Genomic DNA, 15203 nt, shown 5'->3' with positions numbered 1-15203 from the left:
CGGCCGGGACCGGCCGGTCCGCTCGCTGCGGTGTGCTTGAGCATTTCGAGACTAGGGCCAGCGGGGGCGGGGTGCCGAACGCCGCCGCTGGGTGGACACCCCCGCCGTTCGGCGGGGGGCGGAATCGGCTACCGGGTTCACGTCATCCTCACCCGGGGTGCGGAACGATGGAGTCGGCTGCCCCTCACCGGTTTCCGGTCATGGCCAGGGTCGCCGGTCAGTCCGTCGGGCGCACGGATGCCCGGCGCCGGCCTGTGTGCGGATGCGCCCCACCATCTGATCGTTTGGAATTGAGCTGTGTCGTCCACTGTGAAGCCGGAGCCGTCCGCCGCGTCCACCGGGCCCCGGCCCGCCGGCCTGCTGGAGCGCTGGCGCCCGAGGGCCGCCGCGGCCACCGTCTGGTACCTGCGGCTGATCGCCCTGCTGAACCTCGTGACGGTGCTGCTGGTGCCGTTCCGGGACCAGGTCGAGACGCACAACGAGGGCGAGTACTTCACCCCCTACCTGATGACGGCCGGGCTGAGCACCGCGGTGCTGTCGGTCTTCCTGGCGATCGCGATGCGTCGGCGCAAGCGGGCCGCGTGGATCTTCAACATCGCGCTGGCGGGGCTGTTCGCGTTCCTCTACCTGGCCGCCATGGCGCTGCCCGACGAGCGCTTCAACCGGCACCCGCTCAACTACATCTCCACCGTGCTGACCTGTGCGTTCGTGCTGGCGCTGCTGGTCGGGCGGAAGGAGTTCACCTCCAAGGGCGACAGCTCCAACCCGAAGACCGCGGCGGCCACCTTCGTCGGCGGCCTGGCCTTCGGCGGGGTGGTCGGCGCGCTGCTGGTCTGGGCGAACAACGGCGCCCAGGGCGCCGGATTCTGGGACCTCTTCCGCTACTCGGTCGGCCGGATGATCACCATCACGCCCTCCGAGCACCTGCGCTCCGTGATCTCCGCGCCCACCTGGGTCAACGCCGTCATCAACGCGATGGGCGGGGTGCTCTTCCTGCTGGTGCTCTACGTGGCGTTCCGCAGCCCCAAGGACAAGGAGCTGCTGACCCCGGAGGACGAGGAGCGGCTGCGCGGCCTGCTGGAGAAGCAGGGCGACCGGGACTCGCTGGGCTACTTCGCGCTGCGCCGGGACAAGGCGGTGGTCTTCTCCCCCAGCGGCAAGGCGGCGGTGACCTACCGGGTGGTCGGCGGGGTCTCGCTGGCCTCGGGCGACCCGATCGGGGACCCGGAGGCCTGGCCCGGCGCGATCGACGCCTGGCTGGCCGAGGCCCGCGAGCACGCCTGGGCGCCGGCCGTGATGGGCGCCTCCGAGGAGGCCGGGGTGATCTACGCCCGGCACGGGCTGGACGCGCTGGAGCTCGGTGACGAGGCGATCGTCGAGCTGGACGAGTTCTCGCTGGACGGCCGGGCGATGCGGGTGGTCCGCCAGGCCTACAACCGGGTCAAGCGGGCCGGGTACACCGTGCGGATCCGCCGCCACGAGTCCATCCCCGAGTGCGAGATGGCCCAGCTGGTGGCCAAGGCCGACCAGTGGCGCGACGGCGCGACCGAGCGCGGCTTCTCGATGGCCCTCGGCCGCCTCGGCGACCCGGGCGACGGGCGCTGCGTGATGCTGGAGTGCCACGACGGGGACGGCGAGCTGAAGGCGCTGCTGAGCTTCGTGCCGTGGGGCGCGGACGGGCTCTCGCTGGACCTGATGCGCCGGGCCCGGGACACCGAGAACGGCCTGATGGAGTTCATGGTGATCGAACTCCTGCAGCGCGCCGAGGAGGTCCAGCTGGCCCGGGTGTCGTTGAACTTCGCAATGTTCCGTTCCGTTTTCGAGCGGGGATCGCGCCTCGGCGCGGGGCCGGTGCTCCGGCTCTGGCGCTCGGTGCTGGGCTTCTTCTCGCGCTGGTGGCAGATCGAATCGCTGTACCGGGCCAACGCCAAGTACCGGCCGATCTGGGAACCGCGCTATCTGCTGTTCGAGAAGAGCAGCGAGATTCCGCGCATCGGCATCGCCAGCGCGCGCGCCGAGGGCTTCATCACCGCGCCGAGCCTGCCCGCCCTGTTCCGTCGCCGGCACGCGGGGAGCGCCGGCACGGCGCCCCGCCCGCCGGCGGCCGCGCGGGACGGGAAGGGGTAACCCCTCCGCCGGGGGGCGGAGGGGGCCGGTCGTCCGGATGGGGGGAGCCATCGGGGTTTCTCTCCCCCCAGAGGATGAGGCCGCTCCACTTTTATGCCGATGTGGATTGATTAACCGGCTTCTAATGTTGGAGTGGTCGAGAAGGCGTTCGCGGCTTCGGGGATTTGGAGAGACGGTTGTGATTTACAGGACCCACGCGGGGGGCGTGCGAAAGGGGCCGCTGGCTATTGCCGGTGCGGCCGCTGTCGCCGAGTGGGGGACGTTGTTCGGGACGGTCCGGGACCGGCTGGTGGCGAAGAAGTTCGCCGCCGTTCCGCTGTCGACGGCGGCGACCGCGCTGATCCTGCTGTTCAGCATCGTGCAGCACCTGCCGGGCGGCGAGCGGTTCGTCACCCGGATCGGGGTGGTGAAGGCGGCGCTGCCGCTGGACGTCTCGCTGCTGCGCACACCGCTCTCGCTGTACGTGCCGGCGCTGGACCTGCCGGTCTGGGGGGCGCTGGCCCAGGTGTTCGTGGTCTTCGGGATCGCCGAGATCGTGCTCGGGCGGCGGCTCACCCTGGTGGTGGCCTACGCCTGCACGCTGGCCGGGACGCTGTTCGCCCGGGTCGGTGTGGCGATCGGTCCGGACCACATGTTCGGCTTCCCGAAGTGGGTGGCGTACGTCCGGGACACCGGTCCCTCGGCGGCGGTGGTGGCGCTGGCGATCTGCATCGCGTTCCGCTGCCGGGCCTGGTTCACGGCCGGTGTGGTGGTCGCGCTGATGGTCGGTGAGGCGGTCGTGCTGCCGAACCTGGCGGGCCTGGAGCACGTCGTCGCGGTGATCACCGCGCTGCTGATCGCCGTCTCGGTGGAGGTGTTCGGGGACTTCTGGCCGCGGGTGCTGGCCGGGGTCGGCGCGGCGGCCTCGGTGGCCGCGGCCGCCTCGATCGAGGTGGCCACGGAGGCCCGGCGCCGGCGGTCGGCGGGCGCGGCGATCCCCTAGGGGACGCCGGGGGCCGGTGCGGGGCGTGAGGGAGCTGTCCGGCGGGGCCGGTCGGCCGGGCGCGGGCGGGGGCCCGCCCCCGGCGCTCAGCCGGTGGGCGGTAGCGGCAGTTCGAACCAGACCACCTTGCCGACCGCCTTGCGGGCGGTGCCCCAGCGCTCGGCGAGCTTGGTGACCAGCGTCAGGCCGCGGCCGGTCTCGCCGAGCTGTTCGGCGGGCTCCAGCGACGGCAGGTTGTGGTTGTCGTCGCTGACCTCGACCAGCAGCTTGTCCACCCGGATCAGCTGGAGCTGGACGCGGTCCCGGGCGACCCGGACGGCGTTCGTCACCAGTTCGCTGACCAGCAGCTCGGTGGTGTCGCGGAGCCCCTCCAGGTGCCAGCCGGTCAGCTGCTCGCGCACCAGCGCGCGGGCCCGGCTGACCTCGCGGTGGTCCACGGTGAGGTCCCAGGTGGCCACCTCGGTCGGCGCGACGCCGTCGAAGCGGGCCACCAGCAGGGCGACGTCGTCCTTGCGGTCGTCCGAGTGCAGCCGGTCCAGGACGACGTCGCAGGCCTCCTCGGGGCTGCGCTGCGGGTCGATCAGATTGCCGCAGAGCGCGGCCAGCCCGGTACCTATGTCGCCGCCCCTGACCTCGACCAGGCCGTCGGTGCAGAGCACCAGCATCGAGCCGTCCGAGACGTCGATGGTCTTGGCGACGAACGGGACCCCGCCGACGCCGATCGGCGCGCCGGCCGGGATCTCCAGCAGCTCGCCGGTGCCGTCCGGGTGCACCAGCACCGGCGGGACGTGGCCGGCGCTGGCCAGCTCGCAGGTCCGGTTGATCGGGTCGTAGACCGCGTACAGGCAGGTGGCCAGATGGTCGTCGCCGAGCTTCTGGGCCAGGTTGTCCAGGTGGCGCAGCAGCTGGCCGGGCGGCAGGTCCAGGGCGGCGAGGGTCTGCATCGCGGTGCGGAAGCGGCCCATCGCGGCGGCCGAGTGCAGGCCGTGGCCCATCACGTCGCCGACCACCAGGGCGACCCGGCTGCCGGGCAGCTGGATCGCGTCGAACCAGTCCCCGCCGACCTCGGCCTTGGAGTCGCCCGGCAGGTAGCGGTGGGCGATCTGCACGCCGGGGATCTGCGGCGGGCGGGTCGGGATCATCGAGCGCTGCAGGACGGTGGCGACCTTGGACTCGGCGCGGTGCAGGCGGGCGTTGTCCAGCGAGAGCGCGGCGCGGGCGGCCAGCTCCTTGAGGGTGGCGGCGTCGCCCTCGTCGAAGGGGGCGCGGTCGGGCAGCCGGAGCAGCTTGAGGATGCCGAGCACGGTGCCCCGGGCGGAGAGCGGCACGACCAGCATCGAGCGGCCGGAGACCACCGGGGCGAGCCGGACACCGCCCAGCGCGGCGGCGTAGTCGACCGCGACGTCCTCGCTGATTACCGGGACCAGGACCGGCTGGTTCAGCTGGAGGGCCATCCCGGGCGGGGTGTGCCGGGGCATCGCGACCAGCGAACCCTCGGCGAGGACGTGGTCCCACTGGCCGGTCGAGTCGTTGTTGGCCAGGGCGACCCGGCGCAGCATGGTGTCGTCGTCCGGCCGGGCCTCGGGCAGCTCGGAGTCGGAGATCAGGCCGTCCACCAGGTCGACGCAGGCGAAGTCGGCGACCCGGGGGACGAGCACCTGGCAGAGCTCGCGCGCGGTGAAGCCGAGGTCCAGGGTGGTGCCGACCTTGCCACCGACCTCGCCCAGCAGGGCCAGTTGTTCCCCGGCCTGGCCGTTGGTCAGGAACGGGGAGAGCCGGCCGCCGGAGCCGGTGGCGCCCGACGCGGCGCCCGTGCCGCACGGTGCCTCGGCGGGGGAGGGGACGGCCCCGGGCGGGGCCTGGTCACCGCGGTGGACCAGATGCCCGGGGGCGGACGACTCGACGGCGGCCTGCTCGATGGTGGCGCCTCCTCGGGGCGGGGCGGGGACGGCCGGGGCGGCCGCCGAGGCCGCGCCGGCGGGCCGGGCGGCCGGGGTGGCGGGCCGGTCGGCGGCCTCGCGCTGGACGGGCAGTGGACCGGCCGGCCGCCGGCCGGGGGCGGGCTGCTCGGGCTGCGGGGGCGGGCCGAGCCGGGCGGCCCGCTGCTGGGCGGTCGGGTAGCGGCGGCCGATGCCCGCGGCCGCGTGCGCGGTGCCGGCCTGCGGATCGGCCGGCAGGACGGGGAGCACGGTGCCGGCGTCCAGCCGCAGGGCGGGCAGACCGGCCCGGGCGAGCGCGTCGAGCAGTGCGGCCGGGCGGTCGCCGGAGCCGGCCGGCAGCAGCCGGGCGAGCGGCTCGGGCACCGGGCGGCCGGGCGCGGTGAGGGCGGCGGTGAGCCGGTGGAAGCCGCCCCGGGCGGCGGGGGTGGCGGCGAACGGCAGCAGGCGCTCGCCGAGCGCGAGCCGCGGCCCGGTGGAGCGCAGCGGGCGGGCGTCGGCGGCCAGGGCCAGCAGCCCGCCGGTCCGGCCGGCCAGCGGATAGGCCCACCAGAGCACGTCGCGCAGGTGCTCCTCGCGGTCGACGACCGGCATCTGCCCGGCCCACGGACGGCCGCCGGAGGTCAGCTCGGCCAGGGTGTCCAGCGCGTCGCGTCGGTGCCGGACGGCGGGGGCGGCGGCCGGGCCGGGGACGCTGCGCGGCTCGACGGCCGGCAGCAGGCCGGAGGCGGGGCGGTCGTGGGTGACGTCGGCGCGGTGCCCGAACAACTCCTCGGCGGACCTGCTCCACTGCGCGATCCGGCCCGTCCGGTCGACCAGGACGAGGGCGAGCCGGACCACCGCGACCACCCCTGAGGGCTGGTCGCCCGGTAAGGCCCCGGACCCGGCCGTGCCGGCCGCCGGACGCGGTGTTGAGTTGGGCTCGTCCACCATGGATTCGGTCTGCTCCCGCCTGGCCGCCACGCCTGGAGGTGGCCGTCTCTCTGGAGGAGGCACGCTGTGCGTACCAGCGAAGCACGGACCGGGCCGGGCTCGATAGCGAAACGGGGAGATTCATCAGTATCAGTTGAGCGGCACGGGGGTGCGCCGCCGGCCGCGCTCCCCGTCCACCCGGGAGGAGCAGCGCGCACGGAGGTAGGGTGGCAGGCCGGGCCGCCCCGCGGGGCGGGCGTGCCGCTCCCGGTACGGCGGAGGGCACGGCAGCAGGACGAGCCGGCAGGACGAGACAGAGGCGAGACGTGACCGCGCAGAGCCCCGCCCGTTGGACGGATCCGGAGCAGCAGGAGCTGGAGGAGCGGGTCGCCGCCGCCGAACTCGCCTGGCTGACCATGGACGTCGACACGCAGACGCTGCGGGTCGAGATCGACAACTTCGCGCTGATCCACCATCAGCTGCTCGGCCCGCTCTACGCCCGGCTGGACGAGCTGGACGCGCTGATCGCCGAGACGGTGGCCACCCGGACCGGGCACCCCGAGGACCTCCGGCGGGCCGCCGAGGCGCGCCTGCGGGTGGACGAACTCCCCGACCTGGACGCGCTGTTCGACAGCGTGCAGGAGCAGGACGCGGCCACCGCGCCGCCGGCCGCGCCGGCCCGGGTGCGGCCCGGCCGGGACGCCCAGCGGGTCTACCGCGAGCTCGTCCGTCGCGCCCACCCCGACCTGACCACCGACCCGGCCGAGCAGCTGCGCCGGGCGGCCTTCATCGCCCGGGTCAACGAGGCCTACGCGTACGGCGACACCGAGGCCCTGGAGGGCCTGGCCGCCGAGTGGTCCACCGCCCCCGAGGCGGCGCCCGCGGTGGACGCCCCGGACCGGCTCGGCTGGCTGCGCCGGCGGCTGGAGTGGCTCACCGCCAAGATCGCCGAGACCGCCACCGAGCAGGTCAGGCTGGAGAACACCGCGATGGGCCAGCTGCTCGCGCTCGCCCCGCAGGACCCGGACGGGCTGCTGGAGGAGCTCGCCGACCAGCTGCTGGCCAAGGCCGCGGCCCAGCAGGCCGAGCTGGAACGGCTGCTCGGCGGACAGCCGGTGGGAGACAATGGGGCCCACCGGACCGAGCCCCAGGAGAGTCAGACGATGTTCCCGCAGATCCCCACCGCCGAAGCCGCCGCCGTCCCCGCCGAGGCCGCCCTGCTGGACGTCCGCGAGCAGGACGAGTGGGACGCCGGCCACGTGGACGGCGCGCTGCACATCCCGATGGGCCAGGTGATCGCCCGCCTCGCCGAGCTGCCGGACGAGCGGCTCTACGTGCTCTGCCGGGTCGGCGGGCGCTCCGCGCAGGTCGTCCAGTACCTGGTGCAGAACGGCCGGGACGCGGTCAACGTGGACGGCGGGATGTACGCGTGGGAGTCGGCCGGGCGCCCGATGGTGAGCAGCGACGGCCGGGACGCCTTCGTCCTCTAGTCCGTCCTCCGGGGGCGCGGTGCGGCCGCCTCCCCCGCCGCCGCCGGGACCGCCGGCGCCCGGGTAGGGCAGGATGGGCGCTCGACCGAGCCGGGACGGGACCGGCGGCGTACGTCCGGCAGGGTGGGACCCCTCCCGGCCGGAGGCTGGGGAGACGATGCCATGGCCGGGACCGAGGACACCGGGGCGCCGCCCGCCGGGCGGCCCTGGTCGGGGCCGGCGCTGGCCGTGCTCGGGGTGGCCGGCGCGGTGCTGGTCGCGGGCACCGGGCTCTTCCTCGCCGCGGTGTTCCTGCACGTGGCCCCGGCCAACTCGGCCTCCCGGGAGTACCGGGAGCAGGTCGACGGCCTGGTGTACCCGGAGTTCGAGCAGAACTGGAAGCTGTTCGCCCCCAACCCGCTCCAGCAGAACGTCAGTCTGGACGCCCGGGTGCGCACGGTCGCGGACGGCGGTGCGACCAGGACCCACGACTGGACCGGGCTGACCGCCCGGGACGTCGCGGCGATCCGCGGCAACCCCGCGCCCAGCCACGCCGACCAGAACCTGCTCCGCCGGGCCTGGGACTTCTACGAGGGCTCGCACAGCGCGCAGGACGACTCGCTGACCAACCCGCGCGGCAAGCTGGCCGAGCAGTACCTGAAGCGGATCGCGCTGCAGCGGATCGGCCGGAGCGTCGACGGCGAGCGGATCCTGCAGATCGAGTTCCGGGTGACGGCCGCCACCGTCCCGCCGCCGGACTGGAGCGGGGAGGCCGCGCCGCCCGCGCCGAAGGTCCGCGAGCTGCCGTGGTGGCCGGTGGGCGACGAGGACTTCCGGGGGCTCGGGTGAGCGACGTGCCCCCGACGGTCGGGCCGGAGCTGCTCGACGGGATCCCCCGGCAGCCGCGGCCGGAGGCGCCGGCGCTCCCGGCCCCCGGACGGCCTGGTGCGGGCCCCCGCGCCGCCCTCGGGCGGGCCCTCGCGGCCTTCACCGGCCAGGCGCTCGGGCGCCACCAGGCGGCCGCGGTGCGGATCGGCTTCGGCCTGGTCTGGCTGGCCTTCCTGCTGCGCGAGTGGCCCCACCGGCGGGTGCTCTACGGCGACACCTCGCCGTGGTCGCTCGACCTGGCCGAGCGGCTGCTGGCGGACAACGGCGCGCTGACGGTGCTGCCGTGGTTCGGCGGGCGGCTCTGGTTCGAGCTGGTCTACCACCTGGCGGTGCTGGCCGCCCTCGCCGTCCTGCTGGGCTGGCGGACCAGGGCGAGCACCGTGCTGTTCCTGGTCACCGTGCTGTCGCTGCAGAACCGCAACGTCTTCCTCGGCGACGGCGGCGACAACGTCGTCCACCTGATGGCCGTCTACCTGGTCTTCACCCGCTGCGCGCGGGTCTGGTCGCTGGACGCCCGGCGGCCGGCCCCCGGGCGGAGCGGGGTGCTGCTCTGGGCGGTGCTGGGGGCGGTGCTGCTGGTCTGCCAGCTCGGCGACTTCTCCGGGGACAGCCTGACCTGGACGGCCGCGACCTTCCCGCACGTCGGCTGGGCGCCGGTGTTCTGGGGCCTGTGGGCGGTGGCCGGGCTCTGGTGGCTGCTCGGGCGGCTGCGGCCGGACGGCGAGCCGCGCGCGGTGCTGGACGCGCTGGCGAACATGGTGCACAACTGCGCGATGCTGGTGATCGCCGCCGAGGTGGTGCTGATCTACGCCACGGCCGGCTGGTACAAGGTGCAGGGCTCGCGCTGGCAGGACGGCACCGCGCTCTACTACCCCTTGCACCTGGACTACTTCACGCCCTGGCCGGCGCTGTCCGGGCTGGTCGGCTCGGCCCTGCTGCCGGTCTTCCTGGTCTCCTACGGGACGGTGCTGCTCCAGGTGGCGTTCCCGTTCACGCTGGTCGACCGGCGGATCAAGAACGTGCTGCTGGCGGTGATGATGGCCGAACACCTGGGGATCGCGGTGCTGCTGGGGCTGCCGGTGTTCTCGCTGGCGATGGTCGCGGCGGACGCGGTCTTCCTGCCGACCGGGGTGCTGCGCTGGGCCGCCGCGCGCGTCGGCGGCCTGGCGGTACGGTCCCGGAGCCTGGTGGCGCGTGCCGGGAGCCTCCGCTCCCGGACGGAGCCGCTCCCCTAAGCTGACCGCTATGTCCTGGTTTGCCGCACTCCGAGACACCGCGCGGACCGGACTGACCCTGGACCGGGCGCTCACCGACCCCAAACGCGCGGCCCGCGGGGCCGTCGCCGTCGCCCTGGTGCTCTTCCCGACCCTGGCCCTGGGCGGGCCCCGGCTCGCCACCTCGGCCGCGATGGGCGCGTTCATCGCGGGGACGGCCACCTTCCAGCGCAGCTTCCGCCCCCGGCCCACGCTCGCCGTCGCGGCCGGGATCGGTCTCGGCACCAGTACCTTCCTCGGGTACCTGGCGGCCGGGGTGTACGGGGCGTTCCCGGTGCTGCTCGCGGTCTGGTCCTTCGGGGCGGGCCTCGCCTGGGCGATCGGGCCGACCGCCGGGGTGGTCGCCGCCAACACCCTCTCGGTCATGCTGGTCGTGGTCCAGCTCCCGGTCAGCGTGCCCGCCGCGCTCGGCCACGGGCTGGTCTGCGCCCTCGGCGGCGTCGTCCAGGCGGCCGTCATCACGTTCTGGCCGATCGGCAGCTGGACCGCCCAGCGCGAGGCGCTCGCCGACACCTACGCCGAACTCGCCGACTACGCCCGCCGGCTGCGCCAGGACCCGACCGCGCACGTCGACCCGGCGCCGTTCATGACGGCCCGGCACGCGGCCGCGCTGACGCCCTGGCAGGACCGCCGCCGGCCGCCCGAGCTGCGCGGGCTGCGCGGCATCGCCGAGCGGGTCCGCCCGACCCTGGCCGCGATCGCCGACCCCAAGGTCGGCGCCCCCGAGGAGGGGCCCGAGCGGGACCGGGCCCGGGCCGTGCTGGCCGCCGCCGCCGAGGCGATGGACGCGCTGGCGCGGGCCGTCCGCACCGGTGATCCGCTGCAGCTGCCCCGCTCCGCACCGGCGCTCACGCTGGCCGCCCCGGCCGACGGGCCGGAGCTGCAGGGCGCCAGCCGACGGGCCGCCCGCCGGCTGGCCGGGCTGCTGCGCAAGGCCGCGGACGCCCTGGAGCGCGGCGACGAGGACACCATCAGCACGCCGGTGGTCGGCGCCGGCGGGGCGCTGCTCAAACCGCCGCTCTCCCGGATGCTGCCGGTCGCCCTGCGAGCGGTGCGGCGCCAGCTCCAGCCGCACTCGGCGGTGTTCCAGCACGCCGTCCGGATCACCGCGGTCGTGGTGCTCGCCTACCTGCTCGCCCGGCTGCTCGGCTTCGAGCACGGCTACTGGGCCCCGATGACCGCCGCCATGGTGATGCGGCCCGACTTCGCGCAGACCTACAGCCGGGGCGTGGCCCGGCTGGCCGGGACGATGGTCGGCGTCGCGGTCTCCACCCTGGTGGTGCAGCTGGCCCACCCCGGCGAGTGGGTGCTGGCCGCGCTCGCGGTGCTCTGCATCGGCGGCGCGTACCTCACACTGCGCACCGGCTACGCGCTGATGACGGTCTGCATCTCCTCGTACGTCGTCTTCCTGCTCGGCCTCCAGGAGGGGAACCCGCTGGTCACCGCCTTCGAGCGGGTCGGACTGACCTTCCTCGGCGGCTCCGTCGCGCTGCTCGCCTACGCGCTCTTCCCCACCTGGCAGACCGCCCGGCTCGGCGAGCGGCTGGCCGAGTGGCTGGCCGCCGCCGGGCGCTACGCGGCCGCGGTGCTCGCCGTCTACGAGGACCCGGGCGCCCCGCGCGGGCGGGAGGTCCGCTCGGCGCTGCTGGACTCCCGGGAGGCCCGGTCCGAGCTGCTCCAGGCGATGCAGCGGGCCGACGCCGAGCCCGGCCGGCACGCCTCCGGGCTGCCCGGGGTGAGCCGCCGCCAGCTGGACCGGGCCCGGGCGGCGGTCGGCCACCTGGGCCGGGTCGCCGTGCTGCTGGAGGCCCACCTGCCCACCGCCGACGCCGACCCGGTGCCGGGCGCCGCCGAGTTCGCCGAGGAACTGCGGCTGGCCACCGCGCTCGCGGCGGCCGCGCTGCTCACCGACCGCCCGGTGGAGTTCGACGCCGTGCGGGAGGCGCAGCGCGGGCTGGAGGACCGGCTGGCGCAGGCGCCGGCGAGCGTCCAGCGCGATGTCGTCCGGACCAGCAGCCGGCTGCTGCTCCAGGCGCTGAAGGACCTGGAGCGCGCGCTGCGCGGGGGCGCCTCGGCCACCCCGGCGCAGCGCGCGCAGGAGTCCACGGCGCGGTAGCCGCGGTAGCCGCGGGCGGTCGGGCGGTGGCCGTCCGGCGGGCCGGCGGGCACGCTGCGGGCACGTCGTGGAGCCGCCGTTCGGAGCCGCCGGTCGGAGCGGCGTGGCGGGCCGGGCACCTGCGGGCCTCGGCCGGCGGTCGGCCGCCCCGGCGGGGGCGGTGGGGCGGGGGTGGCAGAGTGGGCGTCATGGACGACGAGCGGGTGCGGGAGTGGCGGGCGGGCGCGGCGGCGCCGGACACGGTGCTGTTGGACGGGTTCCACGCGCTCAAGCACGCGCTGCGCTTCGGCGGGGACGTCCGGCAGGTGCTGACCGCCGACCGGGCCGCGCTGCTGGCGCTCGCCGCCGAGCTGGCCGAGGACGTCGGCCCCGCGGTGGCCGCCCTGGCCGTGGAGCTGCCGGAGGCGGCGCTGCGGGCGCTGGTGCCCAGGCCGCACCCCACCGGGGTGATCGCGCTGGCCGGGCGCCCGACCAGCGCGGCCAACCTGGCGGCCCTCGGCCGGCGCCCCCGGACGGCGCCGGTCGTGCTGCTGGAGAATCCGCGCAACCTGGGCAACGTGGGCGCGGTGATCCGGCTGGCGGCCGGTTTCGGCGCCACCGGCGTGGTGACCACGGGGGACCTGGACCCCTGGCACCCGAACGTGGTGCGGGGCAGCGCCGGCCTGCACTTCGCCACCGCCGTCGAGCGGCTGGAGCTGCCCGAGCTGCCCGCCGGCCCGTTGTACGTGCTGGACCCGGAGGGCTCGGACATCCGGACGGTGGCCCTGCCGGACGACGCGCTGCTGGCCTTCGGTACCGAGCGGCACGGGGTCTCGGCGGAGCTGAAGGCGCGGGCGGACCGGCTGGTCGCGGTGCCGATGCAGCCCGGCGTCTCCAGCTTCAACCTGGCGACCAGCGTGGCGATGGGTCTCTTCCACTGGATGTCGGGCCGCCCGCCCGGCCTTGCCCGGTAGGGCGGGCACCGGGAGGGCTACGGCGCGAACAGCCGGTGCCAGGTGTCCGGCCCGGGGTAGCCGTCCGCCTCGGCGCCGCTCCACCCCTGGGCGAGCTGGAAGGCCTGGACGGCCAGCCGGTCGGCCTCGCCCCAGCGCGGGCCGGGGCCCTCGGTGTAGAACCGGCCGAAGCCCCTGCGGACCAGCTGCTCGCCGAGCCGCGTCACGGACGCGTTGTCGGCGCCCGGGGCGAACCGGTCGCCGCCCGGGAAGGCGGGCACCGCGGTGTCGCCGCCGGGGGTGACCGGGGGCGGGGGGAGCCGGGTGGCGGCGGCGGGGATGTCGCGGCCCTTGTGGGCGACCAGGTAGTTCCAGGTGTCCTTGCCGGGCAGGCCGTCGGCCTCGCTGCCGCGCCAGCCCTGGGCGAGCTGGAAGGCCTCGGTGGCCTTCCGGTCGGCCTCGCCCCAGCGCGGGCCGGGGCCCTCGGTGTAGAACCGGCCGCCACCGCGCTCGACCAGCATCCGGCCGAGCTCGGTGACGTGGGCGTTGTTCGCCCCGGGGCCGAACTTGTCGGCGCCCGGGAAGGCGGTCGACGCGGAGGCGGCGCCGTCGTTGCTGCTGCCGGTGGTGGAGAGCGCCTTGGCGCGGTACGGGAGGTACGAGGCGGAGTTGCTCCAGTAGGCGTACGGGGTGTCCCGCCGGGTGGTGCCGGGGGAGGTCTGCTCGTACGCCAGGTAGCGGGTGCGGGAGGAGTCCGTCCAGCCGCCGAAGAGGGTCACGTGCGAGCCGGCCTGGGGGTTGGCCGGGTTGTTGTAGATCAGGATGTCGCCGGGCTGGAGGTCCGCCTTGGTGATCCGGTCGGCGAAGTCGGGCAGTGTCCAGGTGGTCTGACTGCTGTCCAGGCCCCAGGCCATCGAGACGAAGCCGGAGCAGTCCTGGCGGTAGCCGTCGGACCAGAAGCGGCTCATGCTGTACGGGACCTTCTGGGCGAGCCAGCTCTGCGCCCGCTCGACGATCGCGGCCCTGGTGAGCGGCTCCGCAGTGGCCCGCGGGGCGGCGGGGGAACGGGCGCCCGGCTCCTCGCCGTAGAGGCCGCTCACCCCGCCCTGCGGGGTGGTCGGCGGCTGGGCGGCGCTGGCGCCCCCGGGGGTCGGCGCGGGGGCCGCCGCGGCCCCGGCCGCCCCGCCGCCCAGGGCGGTGCCGACCGCGGCCACCAGGACGGCGGCGCGGCGGCGGACGCTCCGGGCCGCGGCGTGCCCGCCCTCGTGCACCGGCGCGGCGTGCCGCCGGGCCCGGCTGCGGGCCCGGCAGCCGCCGCATATGCAGTCCTCGTCCGGTTCGACCTCGTCGAATTCCAGCAACGGGGCCGATTGCTCGGTGGGGGTCATTCTCCGCCTCTTTCCCGGTCAGTCCTGATGGCACGACAGGAGGGACGTGCCCAGGCCGGTATCGCGTGCTGTCCGACCAAACTCCCAAACCGGACGGGTGCTCGGCGCGGCGGGGTGCGCCGCCCGGGTGACGGAGGGTCGGCGGTCCGGGCGTGGCGCGGGGGAACGGCTGGCGGTGGCACGGCGGCCGCTCCGACGGGCGGTCAGCTCCCGGCGGTGGTGGCCGGACGGGTGCGGGCCGCCCGGCGGCGGTCAGGCGGCGGCGGGCGGGTTGGCCGGGGAGTACTCGGGGCCGGTCCAGGTCAGCGGGGTGGCGTCGGCCAGTTCGACGACGCCGGTGACGGTGAGGTCGACCACCCGCTCGGCCCCCGGCAGACCGGCCGCCGCCGCGTCGGACCAGTCGGTCCGGGCCTCACCGGTGATCAGCAGCGCCCCGCCGGTCTCGAAGTCGGGCAGCAGCAGTCCGGCGCGCGGGTCGAGTTCCAGGTTGCCCAGCGTCATGAACATGCTGTTGCCGGCGTACTCGGGCCAGCGCAGCCGGTCCGGGCCGACGGCGCGCAGGAAGCCGGGGTTGCCGCCCCGGTGCGAGGCGTCCACCCGGCCGTCCGGACCGGCGGTGGCGATGAAGAAGGTGTCGGCGGTGGCCGCGGCCAGCCGCTGGGCGGTGGAGAGCACCGCGCCGGCGGCCACCACGTGCGGGACGCCGGCCGACGGCTGCTCCAGCGGGCTGCGGCGCTGGATGTACTTGGGGCAGTTGGCGTAGACCTGGTCGGCGGTGATCACCAGGCCGCCGCGGCCGTCCGGCGCGGAGCGGCCGTTGAGCCGCATCCGCCGCCGGCCGGCCGGGTCCAGGGCGATGGTGCCGACCTCGGCGGGCCCGGCGAGGACGGCGGCCAGCGGGTCCTCGGCGGCGGGCCGGGCCGCCACCGCGAGGGTCCGCTCGTCGGGTGCGCGCAGGAAGCCGGGGCCGCCGGTGAGCTGGGTCGCCCATAGCCGGCCGGCGGCGTCGGCGGCGCCGACCACCAGCACCCGCCGCTCCGCCAGGAAGCGGGCGGCCACGGCCGGGATGGTGCGGCCGATCGCGCGGCCCGAGTGGTCGGCCCGCTCGGTGCGGCCGGCCCGGGCCTGCACCGCGCGCTCGCCCGGGTGGTACGGCGTGCTGCTGCTGTCCGTCATGG

General features: G+C 75.8%; 10 protein-coding genes. 7 read left to right on the top strand and 3 right to left on the bottom strand.

The window, feature by feature from the left end:
* Window positions 1-357: 357 nt before the first annotated feature.
* Window positions 358-2127 (top strand): phosphatidylglycerol lysyltransferase domain-containing protein, encoded by a 1770-nt coding sequence (locus ABZ495_RS21415; protein ID WP_359805970.1) that lies wholly within the window; start codon window positions 358-360, stop codon window positions 2125-2127.
* A 205-nt stretch (window positions 2128-2332) separates the two neighbouring features.
* The gene (locus tag ABZ495_RS21410; protein WP_359805885.1) at window positions 2333-3109 is read left to right on the top strand and encodes a hypothetical protein; all 777 of its coding nucleotides are present in this window, start codon (window positions 2333-2335) and stop codon (window positions 3107-3109) included.
* Between the two features lie 86 nt (window positions 3110-3195).
* Here the strand turns inward: ABZ495_RS21410 and ABZ495_RS21405 are convergent, their stop codons facing one another.
* Window positions 3196-5979 carry a SpoIIE family protein phosphatase gene (locus tag ABZ495_RS21405; protein WP_359837459.1) on the bottom strand — a complete coding sequence of 928 codons (2784 nt, stop codon included), beginning with the start codon at window positions 5977-5979 and terminating at the stop codon, window positions 3196-3198.
* A gap of 305 nt (window positions 5980-6284) precedes the next feature.
* Between ABZ495_RS21405 and ABZ495_RS21400 the strand changes: the two genes are divergently transcribed.
* The 5 genes from ABZ495_RS21400 (at window position 6285) to ABZ495_RS21380 (ending at window position 12658) form a co-directional block, all read left to right on the top strand.
* Window positions 6285-7448, top strand: coding sequence for a rhodanese-like domain-containing protein (locus ABZ495_RS21400; RefSeq protein ID WP_329488827.1), 1164 nt, complete (start codon window positions 6285-6287; stop codon window positions 7446-7448).
* A gap of 162 nt (window positions 7449-7610) precedes the next feature.
* Entirely contained in the window at window positions 7611-8276 is a 666-nt protein-coding gene (locus tag ABZ495_RS21395) for a DUF5819 family protein (protein WP_329488828.1), read from the top strand.
* Window positions 8273-9550 carry an HTTM domain-containing protein gene (locus tag ABZ495_RS21390; protein WP_359837457.1) on the top strand — a complete coding sequence of 426 codons (1278 nt, stop codon included), beginning with the start codon at window positions 8273-8275 and terminating at the stop codon, window positions 9548-9550. Before ABZ495_RS21395 ends, ABZ495_RS21390 begins: the two co-directional genes overlap by 4 nt.
* A gap of 10 nt (window positions 9551-9560) precedes the next feature.
* Window positions 9561-11705 (top strand): FUSC family protein, encoded by a 2145-nt coding sequence (locus tag ABZ495_RS21385; RefSeq protein ID WP_359837455.1) that lies wholly within the window; start codon window positions 9561-9563, stop codon window positions 11703-11705.
* Between the two features lie 188 nt (window positions 11706-11893).
* Complete coding sequence (locus ABZ495_RS21380; protein ID WP_359837453.1) at window positions 11894-12658, top strand: RNA methyltransferase; 765 nt, start codon at window positions 11894-11896, stop codon at window positions 12656-12658.
* A 17-nt stretch (window positions 12659-12675) separates the two neighbouring features.
* Here the strand turns inward: ABZ495_RS21380 and ABZ495_RS21375 are convergent, their stop codons facing one another.
* Entirely contained in the window at window positions 12676-14025 is a 1350-nt protein-coding gene (locus ABZ495_RS21375; protein WP_359805871.1) for a peptidoglycan-binding protein, read from the bottom strand.
* A gap of 252 nt (window positions 14026-14277) precedes the next feature.
* The gene (locus ABZ495_RS21370) at window positions 14278-15201 is read right to left on the bottom strand and encodes a pyridoxamine 5'-phosphate oxidase family protein (RefSeq protein ID WP_359805868.1); all 924 of its coding nucleotides are present in this window, start codon (window positions 15199-15201) and stop codon (window positions 14278-14280) included.
* Window positions 15202-15203: the final 2 nt, after the last annotated feature.

The organism is Kitasatospora sp. NPDC005748 (assembly GCF_040630735.1).
Taxonomy (GTDB): Bacteria; Actinomycetota; Actinomycetes; order Streptomycetales; family Streptomycetaceae; genus Kitasatospora.
Note: the sequence above shows the minus strand (reverse complement) of the source record. Positions and strands in the feature narration are given on the sequence as shown.